This window comes from Vibrio sp. B1FLJ16 (assembly GCF_905175385.1).
Lineage (GTDB): Bacteria > Pseudomonadota > Gammaproteobacteria > Enterobacterales > Vibrionaceae > Vibrio.
Map to the genome: position 1 here is coordinate 2,636,860 of NZ_HG992749.1, position 14,844 is coordinate 2,651,703.

The following is a 14,844-nucleotide window of genomic DNA, read 5'->3' on the forward strand; positions in this document are numbered from 1 at the left end:
TTTAATTGTCGGAGCATTAAAAGCGCTCACAGTTTCATCAGGCCGATTCATACTCAAATACTTCCACACTATTACGTGTAAATGCGATTTCGGTTCATCAATTAAGGATGCAATCATAAGCACATTAGCGGCGAATTTAAAGCACTGTTCGATTAAATAAACCCGACCAAATTCAATCGATTCTTGTTAAACGATAGCTGTAGACCGCCACAACATTTAAATCTTAATCCAGAATCAGCACTTAAACTGTAATGTTCGCTAAACACAATTTCGTTACTTACCTTTAATTTATTTGTTGTTTATCTTCCATTTTCCGCTGCAAAAGGTCAAAATTAGCGGTTATTCATTTCTCTTATTTAATAGTTAGGAATTATCATGCTCGAAGCCGTAGCGTTGCTTATCGTCGGTCTTGTTTTACTCGTCTGGAGTGCAGATAAACTTGTTTTTGGTTCTGCTGCTATCGCACGCAACGTTGGCATTTCACCTCTCGTAATTGGTATGACTATCCTGGCTATGGGCTCATCTGCGCCCGAGATGATGGTTTCTGCTACCGCAGCATGGGACGGAAAGACCGACACCGCTGTCGGTAATGTGCTGGGCTCAAATATCGCTAACATTGCGCTGATTTTAGGTATCACCGCGATAATTAAACCACTTTCAATCAGCTCTGGCGTCATTCGTCGTGAACTGCCGCTGATGATCGCCGTTACTCTGCTTGCTGGTGCTCTGCTATGGAACAATCACCTTGGCTTTTACGAAGGTATCTTATTGTTTGTTTTGTTCGGCTTATTTTTATTTGCGATGTTGCAAATCAGCCGCAAAGAGCAGCAGTCTGGCGATGCTTTTCTTGATGAACAAGAGTCTGAAATCCCAGAAGGCGTGAGCAACGCAAAAGCAGGTATGTGGGTTGGCCTCGGCTTGATACTGCTACCTTTGGCTGCAAACATTCTGGTTGATAATGCCGTTATCATTGCCAAACATTTCGGAATGAGCGATCTCGTGATCGGCCTGACTATCATCGCTATTGGCACCAGTCTGCCAGAACTTGCCGCTTCTCTTGCAGGTGTACTGAAAGGTGAAGATGACATGGCCGTCGGTAACATTATCGGCTCCAACGTATTCAATATACTCGCCGTAATGGGCATTCCCGGCATCATCAACCCGTCAGTGCTCAGCGAGTATGCAATGGGTCGTGATTTCTGGGTCATGCTAGCTGTATCGCTACTGCTGGTCGTAATGTGTTTAGGCAAATCTCGCAGTGTAAATCGCCTGGAAGGGATAATTCTGTTTATCTGCTTTATCGGCTACCAAGTTTACTTGTTCTCGAATATGTCCGCCTAATCACATTAATTATAAATAAAGACTCATTGGAGCACTGATATGTCCAATCAATTTGATTTTCGCGCGGCTGCTAAGCAAGTGCTTGATATTGAAGTTGCCGCTCTTCAAGAGCTGGATAAGTATTTTGACGATCAATTTGAACAAGCTTGTGAATTGATACTTTCCAATAACGGGAAAGTTGTCGTTATGGGCATGGGTAAATCAGGCCATATTGGTAATAAAATTGCCGCTACTCTGGCAAGTACCGGAACCTCTGCATTTTTTGTTCACCCCGGAGAAGCGGCTCACGGTGACCTGGGGATGATAAGCGCAGGGGACATTGTGATTGCCATTTCTAACTCTGGCGAATCCCATGAGATCCTTTCTCTGTTTCCAGTACTAAAACGTCTGAACATCAAAATAATCAGTATGACGGGCAAACCAGATTCCAGCATGGCACAGTTATCGGATTTGCACCTGCAAATCACGGTACCTCACGAAGCATGCCCGCTTGGTTTAGCGCCAACCAGCAGCACCACCGCTACTTTAGTTATGGGTGATGCCCTGGCAGTCGCGTTGCTCCAGGCTCGTGGTTTTTCTGCAGAAGATTTTGCGCTGTCACACCCTGGTGGTGCATTAGGGAGAAAACTGCTGCTTAAGTTGTCTGATATCATGCACTTTGGCAGTGCTTTGCCGAAAGTCTCTCCCGACGCACTTATACGAGATGCGCTACTGGAGATTTCGGAAAAAGGACTGGGGATGACCGCTATCGTCGATGAACACGATGCTATGCTTGGTATATTTACGGATGGTGATTTACGCCGCACGTTAGACAAACGCATCGATATCCATTCTACCGCCATCGGCGAAGTGATGACCAAGAGCCCGACCGTTGCCCAGCCGGACATGCTTGCTGTAGAAGGTTTAAACCTTATGCAAAGCAAAAATATCAACGCATTGATTCTGTGCAAAAATGGCAAAGTTGTTGGCGCACTCAACATGCATGATTTACTAAAAGCTGGTGTGATGTAATATCATCACCAATATTTAATCGCAGATTAAGGCAATAGTCAGGGACGTACTGAGCTAAACAATAGGCCTTCATTATATGAGTTTTACTCGCCTTATTTATTTGCTCTTGGTTATCATCATCGCATGGTGTGCTTATTATCTAGTAACACCTAAAGACGCAGATACGATTCAAGTAGCACCAAATACGGAACTGCCCATGTTCAGTGGTACTGGACTGGAAAACATCACCTATGGTGAGGATGGTGTCCGCAGTTACATCATCCGCTCTGACAACTTAGATCATTATGCTAAGAGCGGGGCAACAATTTTTAACAACCCGACATTGATGATTTACCGTGAAGGTAGCGTCGTAGAGTGGAAGGTAACAGCAACAAGAGCCGTGTTAGATAAAGACCAAACGCTAACGTTGTATGATAAGGTGTTAATGCAGAATTTATTACCTGAAGCAAGCTTTGACACTATGGCAACAGATAAGCTGGTCATTGATTTAACCAATCGTGATTTTAAAGCCGATCAACAGGTCATGTTGGTTGGGGCACAATTTGAAACTACCGGAGGCGCGATGAAAGGCAACTTAAAACAGCATACCGCGACTCTGACAGATAAAGTTCAAGGTCGATATGAAACCGTTACACCTTAGCCTACTGGCATTGATTCTGGCGGCGCCTCAAGCGCTGGCACTTAAGTCGGATACTCAACAGCCGGTTTACATTAACTCGGATACCCAACAAGTGGATATGAAGAGTAACCAGGTTATTTTTGATGGCGACGTATCTCTTAAGCAAGGCAGCATCAATATTGATGCGGATAAAATCGTGGTAACCCGCGATCCAAAAACAGAAACGATAAATAAGATACAGGCATTTGGTAAACCAGCAAAATTCTCGCAGCTGATGGACGACGGTAAAACGATAAGCGCTCAGGCAACAGAGCTGGATTACAGCATCTCTACCGATGAGCTGACCATGAAAGGTCAGGCCCAGCTAGCTCAGGAAGGTAACACTATAAAAGGCTCAACTATCCGCTACCAGATTGGTCAACAGAAACTGGTTGCGGACAGCTCTAAAAATGAGCGTGTGACAACCATTTTGCAACCGAATCAGTTAGAGAAATAGTATGGCGGTATTAAGCGCAAAAAACCTGGCGAAAAGCTATAAAAAACGCAAGGTCGTAACTGATGTTAGTCTGGAAGTAGAATCGGGACAGATAGTAGGATTACTTGGTCCAAACGGTGCAGGTAAAACGACATCTTTTTACATGATTGTCGGCCTGGTACCAAGAGACGAAGGCGTCATCACTATTGATGACAAAGACATCAGCATCCTGCCGATGCACAGTCGATCACGCCTTGGCATCGGCTATCTCCCACAGGAAGCCTCGATCTTCCGTAAATTGTCTGTTGAAGACAACATCATGGCAGTTTTGCAGACGCGTGAGGAAATGACCCGAGAAGAACGGCAGGATAAGCTGGAAGATTTGTTGGAAGAATTCCACATACAGCACATAAGATCCAGCGCAGGCATGGCACTATCGGGGGGGGAACGCCGCAGGGTAGAAATTGCTAGAGCATTAGCAGCCAATCCACAGTTCATATTACTGGATGAGCCTTTTGCCGGCGTTGACCCAATTTCTGTCGGTGACATCAAAAAAATTATTGAACATCTGCGTGATCGAGGTCTGGGCGTACTGATCACCGATCACAACGTACGGGAAACACTGGACGTCTGTGAAAAAGCATATATCGTAAGTCAAGGACACCTCATTGCATCGGGAACTCCGGATGAAGTTCTCAACAATGAACAGGTGAAACAAGTTTATCTCGGCGAACAATTCCGTCTATGATTATATTAGGAACGGTAAGATTCTGAGCATTACAAGGTAAGTAACACTGAATGAAACCTTCATTACAACTTAAGCTAGGTCAGCAGTTAGCCATGACACCTCAGCTGCAACAAGCGATTCGTTTATTGCAGTTGTCGACCCTCGATCTTCAACAAGAAATTCAGGAAGCATTGGATTCAAACCCACTATTGGAAGTTGAAGACGGCCAAGAAGAGCCTCTAGTTAACGGTGAAGATAAATCAGAATTGCATGCAACAGACAACAACCGATCTGATGACAATAACAGTGCAAACGAACCATCAGAAAGCGACCTTCCAGATAGTTCTGATATCATTGAAAAATCAGAAATCAGCTCAGAACTTGAAATAGACACCACATGGGATGATGTCTACAGCGCTAATACTGGTAGTACAGGCTTAGCTTTAGATGATGACATGCCTGTGTATCAGGGTGAAACCACTGAATCACTGTACGATTACCTGTTATGGCAACTGGATTTAACGCCATTCAGTGAAACAGACCGGACCATTGCCTTGGCTATCATCGATGCAATTGATGAGTACGGATATTTAACCCTCTCTCCTGAAGAAATTCATGAAAGCTTCAATAATGAAGATGTTGAACTTGATGAAGTAGAAGCAGTCCGCAAACGTATTCAGCAGTTTGATCCGCTTGGTGTGGCATCACGAAATCTGCAAGAGTGCTTACTTCTGCAGTTAGCCACCTTCCCGGAAGATACGCCGTGGCTTGCAGAAGCCAGAATGATCCTAGCCAATCACATCGATCAACTGGGCAATCGCGACTACAAACTGGTTATCAAAGAAACCAAGTTAAAAGAAGCCGATTTACGCGAGGTACTGAAACTTATTCAGCAGCTCGATCCTCGCCCGGGCAGCCGCATCACTCCTGATGACACCGAATATGTAATTCCAGACGTGTCTGTATTCAAAGACAACGGTAAATGGACAGTTTCTATCAATCCGGACAGCATTCCAAAATTAAAAGTTAATCAACAGTATGCGCAACTCGGTAAAGGTAATAGTGCCGATAGCCAGTACATCCGCAGTAATTTGCAAGAAGCAAAGTGGTTAATTAAGAGCTTAGAAAGCAGAAACGAGACGTTACTCAAAGTTGCAAGATGTATTGTTGAACATCAGCAAGATTTCTTCGAGTATGGTGAAGAAGCCATGAAGCCAATGGTTTTAAATGACGTAGCCTTGGCGGTCGATATGCACGAATCCACAATTTCTCGTGTTACAACGCAAAAGTTCATGCATACACCACGTGGTATTTTTGAATTGAAGTACTTCTTCTCCAGCCATGTTAGTACAGATAATGGCGGAGAATGTTCGTCAACAGCAATTCGCGCACTCATTAAGAAATTAGTCGCTGCAGAGAACACGGCTAAGCCACTTAGTGACAGTAAGATTGCTGCTCTTCTGGCTGACCAGGGGATTCAGGTAGCAAGACGTACGATAGCAAAATATCGAGAATCCTTGGGTATCGCCCCTTCAAGTCAGCGAAAACGCCTACTTTAGGCACTAACTGAAAAGGAAAGTCTATGCAAATCAATATTCAAGGCCATCACGTTGATCTTACCGATTCAATGCAAGACTATGTTCAAACTAAGTTTCAGAAGCTCGAAAGATTCTTCGACCATATAAATCAGATCCACGTTGTACTAAAAGTTGAAAAATTAACTCAGATCGCGGAAGCTACGCTCCACGTAAATCAGGGCGAAATCCATGCGTCATCAGATGACGAGAATATGTATGCAGCGATCGACTCGCTGGTAGATAAACTGGTTCGTCAACTTAACAAGCACAAAGAAAAACTAAACAGTCATTAATCATGCAACTTAGCGAAATACTGTCTTTGGACTGCACGAAAAGTGCAGTTCACTGCACAAGTAAAAAAAAGAGCCCTTGAAATGATCAGCCGAATCGTCGCCGATCACACGGGTCAAGATTCTACTGAGCTGTTCGAATGCATGCTCAACAGGGAAAAAATGGGCAGTACCGGTATCGGTAACGGTATTGCCATTCCACACGCAAGAATGCAGTCAAGCGATAAAGCGGTCGCAGTGCTTCTTCAATGCGACGAAGCAATTGAATTTGATGCGATTGATAACCGTCCAGTCGACCTACTCTTCGCTCTTCTTGTTCCTGAAGAACAATGCAAAGAGCACCTCAAAACACTAGCCTCTATGGCAGAGCGCCTGAGCGACAAACAAGTACTGAAAATGCTTCGCAGTGCTCAAAGTGATCAAGAACTCTACGACATCATGATTCACCAATAAGCAGGATGACCACCATGCGACTAATCGTTGTTAGCGGGCATTCTGGTGCCGGAAAGAGTGTGGCACTTCGTGTGCTGGAAGATTTAGGTTATTACTGTGTTGATAACCTGCCAGTCAACTTACTCGATGCATTTGTTCAGTCTGTTGCTGACAGCGAACAGAATGTTGCCGTTAGCATCGATATCCGTAATATTCCGAAAAAGCTGAAAGAACTAACCGGGACGTTGGAAAAGCTCAAACAAGAGCTCGACGTCACCATGCTATTTTTAGATGCGGATAAAGAGACTCTACTCAAGCGCTACAGTGAAACACGTCGTATCCACCCGCTATCCCTAGGAAGCCATTCCCTTTCTCTTGCTCAGGCAATCGAGCGGGAAAAAGAAATCTTAAGACCGCTCAAAGTCCATGCGGATCTGATACTGAACAGCAGCGGACAGTCTCTTCATGAGTTGAGTGAGACTGTACGTATGCGAATTGACGCACGTGATCGCAAGGGACTGGTAATGGTGTTTGAGTCATTTGGTTTCAAATACGGGCTTCCATCCGACGCCGACTACGTATTTGACGTGCGATTCCTGCCTAACCCGCACTGGGAACCCGGATTACGCCCGCTAACGGGGCTAGATGCACCAATCGCTGCGTTTCTGGAGCAACACGAATCCGTACTCTCTCTAAAATATCAGATTGAAAGTTTTATAGAGAACTGGCTTCCGCTACTCGAAAAAAACAACCGCAGCTACCTCACGGTTGCTATCGGCTGTACTGGCGGTAAACACCGCTCTGTCTACCTGACTCAAAAAATCGGTGAGTACTTTGCTGCGAAGGGGCATCAGGTGCAGATCCGTCACACCTCATTAGAAAAGAATGCCAAGGAGTAACCGTGGAGCTAAGTCGTAAAGTATTGATCCAAAATCGCCTCGGTCTGCACGCACGTGCCGCTGTAAAGCTAGTAGAACTGGCACAAAGCTTTGAAGCTATCGTCACTATAGATAATGAAGAAGATAAAACCGCCACCGCCGACAGTGTGATGGGATTACTTATGCTTGAGTCGGCTCAGGGTCAATACGTCACGATTCATGCAACCGGTGACCAGGCTGAACAAGCACTTGATGCGGTTTGTCTGCTCATTGAAGATAAGTTTGATGAAAGCGAGTGATTTACTCGCTTTTTTGCTCCTGTAGATGTAATTGTCCGCTACTTTATACCAATAAACCACTATCAGACCCCGACCAAATATTGCCGATACTCCAAGTTAGTTACTGTTAATTTAAGCAATTATCACTACACTTCTTGCTTAATTCAGCCAGATGTCCCCTACCTGCTAACTCAACTCTTTTCCTTTAGTAAATAATTTCATGAGTTTCACAAGTTGTTATTAAAAGGCGCCTAGAATTAAGTTATTATTCAACGCATTGTAAATATCAGGAATTGGGAGGAACGAATGGCAGAGCAAATAGAGTTCGACCAAGCTCACCAAGCCCTCCAAGAAGTCACAGAAGCGTTAGAAAATGGCCGCTTCGTCCATGTTCGCCGTCAACTTCAGGACATGGAACCTGAGGATATCGCACACCTTTTAGAAGCCGCTCCGCGTAAAAGCCGTGACGTGCTTTGGCAACTTACCGACCCCGAAGACTATGGTGAGATTCTTGACGAACTAAACGAAGACGTTAAAGACAATCTCGTATCCAAAATGGCTCCTGAAGCGCTTGCAGAAGCAACAGAAGGCATGGATACCGATGACGTTGCTTACGTACTGCGTAGTTTGCCAGATGACCTCTCACGCGAAGTCTTGTCCCAGATGGATTCCGCGGACCGTCTGCGTGTCGAAACCGCCCTGTCCTACCCCGAAGATACCGCTGGTGGATTGATGAACACCGACGTTATCACGATTCGTGGTGACGTCGATGTCGACGTAGTTTTACGTTACCTGCGTATGAAAGGTGAGCTACCAGAAGCAACCGATGCGCTTTATGTGATTGACGATGAAAGTAAACTGATTGGTGAATTACCAATTACGACGCTGATTACTACCCAACCTGACGTAAAAATTATAGATATCATGGAAGATGCGGATGAGGCCATCACGGTAGACACCAGCGATTCTGATGTTGCCAGCCTGTTTGAACGCCGCAACTGGGTCTCCGCTCCGGTCGTGGATGAAAACCAACACTTGGTAGGTCGTATTACTATCGATGACGTGGTCGACGTTATCCGTGAAGATGCCGAACACTCAATGATGAGTATGGCGGGTATGGATGACGATGAGGATACCTTTGCTCCTGTATTTAAATCTGCCCGTAAACGTAGTGTCTGGCTTGGGGCGAACGTACTTGCTGCACTTGCAGCTGCATCTGTCTCAAACATGTTTGAAGCCACACTCGAACAGATGGCAGCAATAGCAGTATTAATGACAATCGTTCCTTCAATGGGCGGGGTTGCCGGTAACCAGACAGTAGCACTGGTCATTCGTGGCCTTGCTCTAGGTCATATCGGTGATGCCAACAAGCGTGAACTGCTATTGAAAGAAGCGGCGATCGGTTTACTCAACGGTATCATGTGGGCGCTGATCATCGGTGGTATCGTCGTAGCCTGGAAAGGCAACTGGATGCTTGGTGGCATTATCTCTGCCGCCATGCTCACTAACCTGTTAGTTGCAGGGATTGCAGGGGTAAGTATTCCTATTCTACTGAAAAAGATGAATATTGATCCCGCTCTGGCAGGAGGTATGGCCTTAACCACCATAACTGATGTTATTGGTCTGTCGGTATTCCTCGGACTAGCGACCATCATGATCTAAAGTCACCATACGCGAATAACAAAACGCAAATATTAAAAAAGCCTGATGTCATCATCAGGCTTTTTTGCATTTGAAACTGATTCGATTATTCGCCCGCGACTTTCATCTGATCGAGTAAAATGGAGCCGGTCTGAATCTGAGAACGCGTTTCCACATCGCTGCCCACGGCAACGATTTTGTTAAACATCTCTTTTAAATTACCTGCGATGGTAATTTCAGACACAGGGTACTGAATTTCACCATTTTCAACCCAGAATCCGGCAGCGCCACGTGAGTAATCACCGGTAACCACATTCACGCCTTGCCCCATCACTTCAGTAACCAATAAGCCCGTACCAAGCTCTTTCAGCATCTGCTCAAAGTTCTGACCAGTCGATTTGATATACCAGTTATGAATTCCACCAGCATGGCCGGTTGGCTCCATTTTCATTTTACGCGCTGCATAGCTAGTTAGCAGGTAACTTGCTAATACACCGTCAGTAATAATTTCACGATCTTGCGTGTAAACGCCTTCGCTGTCGAACGGGCTTGATGCCAGGCCCCGCAACACATGAGGACGCTCAGTGATGTTAAACCACTCCGGAAGAATTTGTTTACCAAGATGATCCAGAAGGAAAGAAGATTGACGGTAAAGGTTACCACCACTGATTGCCATCACCAGATGACCAATCAAGCCAGTCGCAACGTCTGCAGCAAACATGATCGGATAGTGACCCGTTTTTAGTCGCTGCGCATCCAGACGATTAATGGTGTTTTCCGCAGCTTTGCGACCTACCGTTTCAGGCGTCCAGAGATCATCACGATGACGCGCTACAGTGTAGCTGTAATCACGCTCCATCTCACCATTCTTACCCACGCCAATAACGCAACAGCTGGTGCTGTGACGACTCGATGCATAACTGGCTAACAAGCCATGGCTGTTACCATAAACTTTTACACCATAGTGGCTGTCGTAGCTTGCACCATCGCTTTGCTTGATGGCACTGTCGTAGCTAAGCGCTTCTTTTTCTGCTGCAATAGCGATTTGAGCCGCGTAATCAGGATCAGGAGAATCCGGGTGGAACAGGTCCAAATCAGGGATCGAGTCAACCATGTACTCTTTCGCTGCAGGGCCTGCGAATGGGTCTTCAGATGTGTAGTTGGCGATATCCAGCGCAGCACTCACCGTTTGTTCAATCGCTGCCTCACTCAAATCAGATGTGGATGCACTGCCCTTACGCTGGCCACGGTAAACGGTAATACCAAGTGCTCCATCGCTGTTGAATTCGACATTTTCTACATCTCCCATACGGGTAGATACACTCAATCCGGTGCTTTTAGTAATTGCGACTTCTGCAGCATCAGACTTCGCTGACGCCAGCTTCAAAGCTCTTGCGACGGCTTGTTCTAGCTCGGTACGTTGCTCTGCAACCTGCTGTTTAATATCCATTGTCTTTCACATCTTGTCTTCAATGCATAATAGAATAACAAGAATTTCGCTTTCTCCCCACGATTCTTGTTAAAATAGTCATAATATTAATCCAAATACAGGTAACTGAAATGGCACGTAAGAATCAAAAAGCGCCATGGGAACCAGAAGAAGAGATCATCTGGGTAAGTAAATCCGAGATGAAGCGCGACATGGAAGAGCTGCAAAAGCTGGGTGAAGAACTTGTAGGCTTAAAGCCTTCTGTTCTGGAAAAGTTTCCATTGAGCGAAGACCTGCGCGAAGCAATTGCTGACGCACAACGCTTTAAAAACGAGGCGCGTCGTCGTCAGTTGCAACGTATCGGTAAATTGATGCGTTATGAAGATCCAGAACCAATCCAGGCGGCGCTGGACAAAATTCGTAACAAGCACTCTCAGCTAACGGCTGCATTTCACAAACTTGAAGTATTGCGTGAACGCGTAGTGGATGAAGGTGACAGTGCAATTGACGATGTGGTGGAACAGTATCCGGACGCAGATCGTCAGCGCCTGCGCCAACTCGCCCGTCAGGCAGCAAAAGAGAAAAAATCAGGAAAACCGGCAAAAGCGTACCGTGAAATTTTCCAGATTCTTAAGGCACTGAGCGAAGAAGATATTTAATCCTTTTTCGCAAAGACTTAGGCAAAAAGCAGACCTCTCGGTCTGCTTTTTTATTATTCTGTGATCTTGTCTTTAAACTAAGCGGTTAACGTGCTCGCCACGTTTAAACGCATTAATATTTTCAATCAGGATTTCTGCCAGTCCCTGTATTGAAGAATCACTGCCCCACGCAACATGCGGCGTTAACAGCAGGTTAGGCATACTCATGTTGGCAATCAGTGGATTACTTTCGTCTGCCGGCTCTTGGGTAAACACATCAAAACCCGCGGCAGAGATCTCACCAGCTTTCAGCGCATCAACTATTGCCTGTTCATCAACTAAACCGCCACGTCCGGTATTAATCAGGATAGCGGTCGGCTTCATCATCCGAAGCTCAGTTTCGCCAATAAGATCACGCGTATGCTCACTTAAAGGGCAATGCAGGGTAATCGCATCCGATTGCTTGAGCACATCCTCAAACGGAACATAACCCGGTCGGCACTCAGTCGCGCCTTTTCTCTCCGCTAACAGTACGTTCATTCCCAACGCTTTAGCCAGTTGAGAGGTTGCCTGGCCGAGCGTACCACTGCCAATCACACCTAACGTGCTGCCGCCAATATCGCCAATAGAATGGGTGAAAAAACAGAACTGCTTATTACGCTGCCATTCCCCAGCGGCAATATCTTGATGATAACCAAATAGGTTGCGGCGCAAAGCAAACAACATCGCAATCACATGCTCAGGGACAGAGCGAGTTGCGTATCCCTGTACATTCGCCACAGCGATATTGTTATTGGCACAGTAATCCACATCAACGTTATTAAAGCCGGTTGCCGCTACTGCGACCATACGCAGCTCAGGCAATTGAGCCAAAACTTGCGAATCCAGAATGACTTTATTACTGATAACAATCTCGGCGCCAGACAGCCGCTCAACAACTTGCTCGGGAGAAGTTAAATCGTATTCAACCCACTCGTGGGCGAAATCAGGTCTTGGCACCTGAATATGAGCAGGGATGGTGGCTCGGTCTAAAAAGACCACTTTAGGCAGTGACATAAAGGCTCCTTATTCACTGCCTTAGAAGAAAAATTATGGACGTGGCAGTGTTTTATAATCTGGTAATTTACGCGCTGGGTCGAAATAGTCAAAGATCATCTCTTGTGCTTCCGGATAGAAGTCACAAGGGACAAAAATACTGCGTAACCAATGACTTTTCGGATGATAAAAGCTCAGCTCTGCAGCGTGCAGTTCCAGACGGTCTGAAAACGCTTTTGCTTCATCTGTGGCATAAAACTCATCTCCGACAATCGGGTGACCGAGCGCCTGCATATGTACCCGTAGCTGATGAGAACGTCCGGTAATTGGTAACAGACGCACAATCATCGTCTTCGCACCATTTTCATGTAGCTCGAGTTTAGCGACCTGGAACAGGGTTTTCGATGGCTTGCCATCTTCAAAGCAGACTTTCTGCAATGGACGATTCGGCCAGTCACAGATTAAAGGTAAATCAATTTCACCTTCTTGCTGATCTATATGTCCCCATACACGGGCATAGTAGATCTTATGCGTCAACCTAAACTGAAACTGCTTCTTCAACGCACTTTCTGCGTGTTTGTTCTTCGCCAATACCATCAGACCAGAAGTGGACATATCCAGACGGTGCACCACCTGAATATCAGGGTATTGCTCTTGCAAGCGGCTCCACATGCTGTCGTGATGCTCAGCAAGACGTCCCGGCACGGACAACAAACCTGATGGCTTGTTTACAGCCAAAATATGCTCATCCTCAAAAACGATATCAATCCAGGGGTCGGTCGGAGGCGTGTATTCAAGCATGGCCATTGGCAGGATCTCTAAAAAATAAAAAACGCCGCGATTATAGCGAGGCCTTACAAAAAACGCATTTTATTTGAACTTACAAACTAAAAAACCAGAAACAAAGTTAATCTCAACTAATCCCCCAAAAGCACAAGTTAACGGCATGTGAAATTTGTTTGACAAGCTAAACCATAAGTTTATAGAGTGCTAGAGAAGACCTGCTATTCCTGATGCTTCATCTCCTTGAAGTATCTACATAAGACAAAAATTAAATAAATACATCAGGCTCAAACACACCATTTTAAAAACATTACCACTGCGCTAAGCATCATTACTTCTCCGTTCTTACGAAATAATGCTGTGAAGTGCTCCCCCAAGATCACTTGGGAATAAAAAAATAATAAGGACACGAAGCATGGATTCTGCCATATCCACACCACCCCAATCCAAACTATCCGCCCTATTTCGCTCGCTTGGCCCCGGTATTCTTATGGCTTCAGCAGCGGTCGGAGGTTCTCACCTTGTTGCATCGACTAAAGCTGGCGCTATCTACGGCTGGCAGCTTGCGGTGCTTATCCTGCTGGTAAACTTTTTTAAATACCCATTCTTCCGGGCAGGCGTGCAGTACACCATGGGCACTGGCAAAACACTGGTAGAAGGTTACGCGAAACTGGGACGCCCTTACCTGTGGGTATTTATGTTTTTAAGCGTGGTTTCTGCAGTGATTAATACAGCCGCACTACTGATGTTCAGCGCAAGTCTGCTCGGTTATTTCATTCCGTTTTCATTATCGATGGCGTCTCTGAGCATTATTGTGATAGCAACCTGCCTGATCATTCTTTTTGCAGGTCACTATAAAGCACTAGATACTCTGTCTAAAGTCATCATGTCCGTACTGACGATCGCCACCCTGCTTGCCGTGGCGATTGCATTCGGTAATCCGGTTGAACAAGTGGCGAACTTCGAACCACCTTCACCTTGGACCATTGCGGCTATAGGCTTTATCGTTGTTACCATGGGCTGGATGCCAGCTCCTATCGAAATTTCGTGTTTAACCTCAGCCTGGTTAAAACGTCAGTCGAGTGAACAGGAAGTGACGCCCCGCTCTGCGCTGTTTGATTTCAATGTCGGCTACATAGGTACCGCGATACTGGCGATTGTCTTCGTGTCTCTGGGCTCACTGATGCTGCACGGCTCTGGTGTCGAACTGAAAAGTTCTGGTGTGGGCTTCTCCCACCAGCTTGTTGGCTTGTACGCCTCAACCATTGGTGAATGGTCCCGTTACCTGATTGCCGTAATTGCGTTCTTCTGTATTTTCGGTAGTACGATTACGGTTATTGATGGTTACTCACGTGTCATTTCAGACTCTCAGCGCCTGCTGCGTTCACAGCCGGATACCAATCCAAAAGCAACCTCGGCTATCATGCTGGCAGTTTCTTTACTGGCATTAGGTATTGTAATTTTCTGGGCTTCAGCGTTATTGCCGATGCTGAACTTTGCGATGATTCTGGCCTTCATGACCACGCCATTCTTCGCGTTGCTGAACTACATACTGGTGAGTAAAACAGACTTACCAAAACCACTGGCAGTCGGGCGCAAACTGAAATGGCTATCGATTGCAGGCCTGATTTACCTGTTCGGCTTCCTGGCCGTATTTATCTGGTGGAAGTGGCTAATGTAATTCATTACT

At 45.8% G+C, this 14,844-nt stretch carries 15 protein-coding genes and 1 pseudogene; 13 read left to right on the top strand and 3 right to left on the bottom strand.

Annotation, left to right across the window (positions count from 1 at the left end):
- Positions 1 to 375 precede the first annotated feature (375 nt).
- The 11 genes and pseudogenes from KHN79_RS12075 (at position 376) to mgtE (ending at position 9,290) form a co-directional block, all read left to right on the top strand.
- Positions 376 to 1,341 (top strand): calcium/sodium antiporter, encoded by a 966-nt coding sequence (locus KHN79_RS12075; protein ID WP_182011010.1) that lies wholly within the window; start codon positions 376 to 378, stop codon positions 1,339 to 1,341.
- A gap of 39 nt (positions 1,342 to 1,380) precedes the next feature.
- Complete coding sequence (gene kdsD, locus KHN79_RS12080) at positions 1,381 to 2,352, top strand: arabinose-5-phosphate isomerase KdsD (protein ID WP_182011007.1); 972 nt, start codon at positions 1,381 to 1,383, stop codon at positions 2,350 to 2,352.
- Positions 2,353 to 2,428: 76 nt separating this feature from the next.
- Complete coding sequence (gene lptC / locus KHN79_RS12085; RefSeq protein ID WP_182011005.1) at positions 2,429 to 2,992, top strand: LPS export ABC transporter periplasmic protein LptC; 564 nt, start codon at positions 2,429 to 2,431, stop codon at positions 2,990 to 2,992.
- On the top strand, positions 2,973 to 3,467 hold the full coding sequence (gene lptA / locus KHN79_RS12090) for a lipopolysaccharide transport periplasmic protein LptA (protein WP_182011003.1): 495 nt from the start codon (positions 2,973 to 2,975) through the stop codon (positions 3,465 to 3,467). The genes lptC and lptA overlap by 20 nt, the downstream gene beginning before the upstream one ends.
- Position 3,468: 1 nt before the next feature.
- Positions 3,469 to 4,194 carry an LPS export ABC transporter ATP-binding protein gene (gene lptB, locus KHN79_RS12095; RefSeq protein ID WP_182011001.1) on the top strand — a complete coding sequence of 242 codons (726 nt, stop codon included), beginning with the start codon at positions 3,469 to 3,471 and terminating at the stop codon, positions 4,192 to 4,194.
- 50 nt (positions 4,195 to 4,244) lie between these two features.
- The gene (locus KHN79_RS12100) at positions 4,245 to 5,732 is read left to right on the top strand and encodes an RNA polymerase factor sigma-54 (protein ID WP_182010999.1); all 1,488 of its coding nucleotides are present in this window, start codon (positions 4,245 to 4,247) and stop codon (positions 5,730 to 5,732) included.
- Positions 5,733 to 5,755: 23 nt separating this feature from the next.
- Positions 5,756 to 6,043 (top strand): ribosome hibernation promoting factor, encoded by a 288-nt coding sequence (gene hpf, locus KHN79_RS12105; protein ID WP_182010997.1) that lies wholly within the window; start codon positions 5,756 to 5,758, stop codon positions 6,041 to 6,043.
- A gap of 2 nt (positions 6,044 to 6,045) precedes the next feature.
- Positions 6,046 to 6,493, top strand: a pseudogene (gene ptsN, locus KHN79_RS12110) (PTS IIA-like nitrogen regulatory protein PtsN).
- Between the two features lie 14 nt (positions 6,494 to 6,507).
- Complete coding sequence (gene rapZ / locus KHN79_RS12115; protein WP_182010993.1) at positions 6,508 to 7,371, top strand: RNase adapter RapZ; 864 nt, start codon at positions 6,508 to 6,510, stop codon at positions 7,369 to 7,371.
- Between the two features lie 2 nt (positions 7,372 to 7,373).
- Positions 7,374 to 7,649, top strand: a complete 276-nt coding sequence (locus KHN79_RS12120; protein ID WP_182010991.1) for an HPr family phosphocarrier protein — start codon at positions 7,374 to 7,376, stop codon at positions 7,647 to 7,649.
- Between the two features lie 285 nt (positions 7,650 to 7,934).
- The gene (gene mgtE, locus KHN79_RS12125; protein WP_182010989.1) at positions 7,935 to 9,290 is read left to right on the top strand and encodes a magnesium transporter; all 1,356 of its coding nucleotides are present in this window, start codon (positions 7,935 to 7,937) and stop codon (positions 9,288 to 9,290) included.
- 85 nt (positions 9,291 to 9,375) lie between these two features.
- Here the strand turns inward: mgtE and pmbA are convergent, their stop codons facing one another.
- Positions 9,376 to 10,719, bottom strand: coding sequence for a metalloprotease PmbA (gene pmbA / locus KHN79_RS12130; protein ID WP_182010987.1), 1,344 nt, complete (start codon positions 10,717 to 10,719; stop codon positions 9,376 to 9,378).
- Between the two features lie 110 nt (positions 10,720 to 10,829).
- On the opposite strand from pmbA, the gene yjgA reads away from it, so the two are divergent.
- A complete protein-coding gene (yjgA, locus tag KHN79_RS12135) occupies positions 10,830 to 11,357 on the top strand; it encodes a ribosome biogenesis factor YjgA (RefSeq protein ID WP_182010985.1) in 528 nt (175 codons plus the stop codon).
- A gap of 72 nt (positions 11,358 to 11,429) precedes the next feature.
- Here the strand turns inward: yjgA and KHN79_RS12140 are convergent, their stop codons facing one another.
- A complete protein-coding gene (locus KHN79_RS12140; RefSeq protein WP_182010983.1) occupies positions 11,430 to 12,392 on the bottom strand; it encodes a D-2-hydroxyacid dehydrogenase in 963 nt (320 codons plus the stop codon).
- A 33-nt stretch (positions 12,393 to 12,425) separates the two neighbouring features.
- Positions 12,426 to 13,178 carry a bifunctional tRNA pseudouridine(32) synthase/23S rRNA pseudouridine(746) synthase RluA gene (gene rluA / locus KHN79_RS12145; RefSeq protein WP_182010981.1) on the bottom strand — a complete coding sequence of 251 codons (753 nt, stop codon included), beginning with the start codon at positions 13,176 to 13,178 and terminating at the stop codon, positions 12,426 to 12,428.
- 391 nt (positions 13,179 to 13,569) lie between these two features.
- Here rluA and KHN79_RS12150 point away from each other — a divergent pair, with 391 nt between their 5' ends.
- The gene (locus KHN79_RS12150; protein WP_182010979.1) at positions 13,570 to 14,835 is read left to right on the top strand and encodes a divalent metal cation transporter; all 1,266 of its coding nucleotides are present in this window, start codon (positions 13,570 to 13,572) and stop codon (positions 14,833 to 14,835) included.
- Positions 14,836 to 14,844: the final 9 nt, after the last annotated feature.

Bases quoted from the DNA above. Each gene is read 5' to 3' on its own strand.
- KHN79_RS12075 (WP_182011010.1), top strand. From the start codon at position 376: ATGCTCGAAGCCGTAGCGTTGCTTATCGTCGGTCTTGTTTTACTCGTC.
- kdsD (WP_182011007.1), top strand. From the start codon at position 1,381: ATGTCCAATCAATTTGATTTTCGCGCGGCTGCTAAGCAAGTGCTTGAT.
- lptC (WP_182011005.1), top strand. From the start codon at position 2,429: ATGAGTTTTACTCGCCTTATTTATTTGCTCTTGGTTATCATCATCGCA.
- lptA (WP_182011003.1), top strand. From the start codon at position 2,973: ATGAAACCGTTACACCTTAGCCTACTGGCATTGATTCTGGCGGCGCCT.
- lptB (WP_182011001.1), top strand. From the start codon at position 3,469: ATGGCGGTATTAAGCGCAAAAAACCTGGCGAAAAGCTATAAAAAACGC.
- KHN79_RS12100 (WP_182010999.1), top strand. From the start codon at position 4,245: ATGAAACCTTCATTACAACTTAAGCTAGGTCAGCAGTTAGCCATGACA.
- hpf (WP_182010997.1), top strand. From the start codon at position 5,756: ATGCAAATCAATATTCAAGGCCATCACGTTGATCTTACCGATTCAATG.
- rapZ (WP_182010993.1), top strand. From the start codon at position 6,508: ATGCGACTAATCGTTGTTAGCGGGCATTCTGGTGCCGGAAAGAGTGTG.
- mgtE (WP_182010989.1), top strand. From the start codon at position 7,935: ATGGCAGAGCAAATAGAGTTCGACCAAGCTCACCAAGCCCTCCAAGAA.
- pmbA (WP_182010987.1), bottom strand. From the start codon at position 10,719: ATGGATATTAAACAGCAGGTTGCAGAGCAACGTACCGAGCTAGAACAA.
- yjgA (WP_182010985.1), top strand. From the start codon at position 10,830: ATGGCACGTAAGAATCAAAAAGCGCCATGGGAACCAGAAGAAGAGATC.
- KHN79_RS12140 (WP_182010983.1), bottom strand. From the start codon at position 12,392: ATGTCACTGCCTAAAGTGGTCTTTTTAGACCGAGCCACCATCCCTGCT.
- rluA (WP_182010981.1), bottom strand. From the start codon at position 13,178: ATGGCCATGCTTGAATACACGCCTCCGACCGACCCCTGGATTGATATC.
- KHN79_RS12150 (WP_182010979.1), top strand. From the start codon at position 13,570: ATGGATTCTGCCATATCCACACCACCCCAATCCAAACTATCCGCCCTA.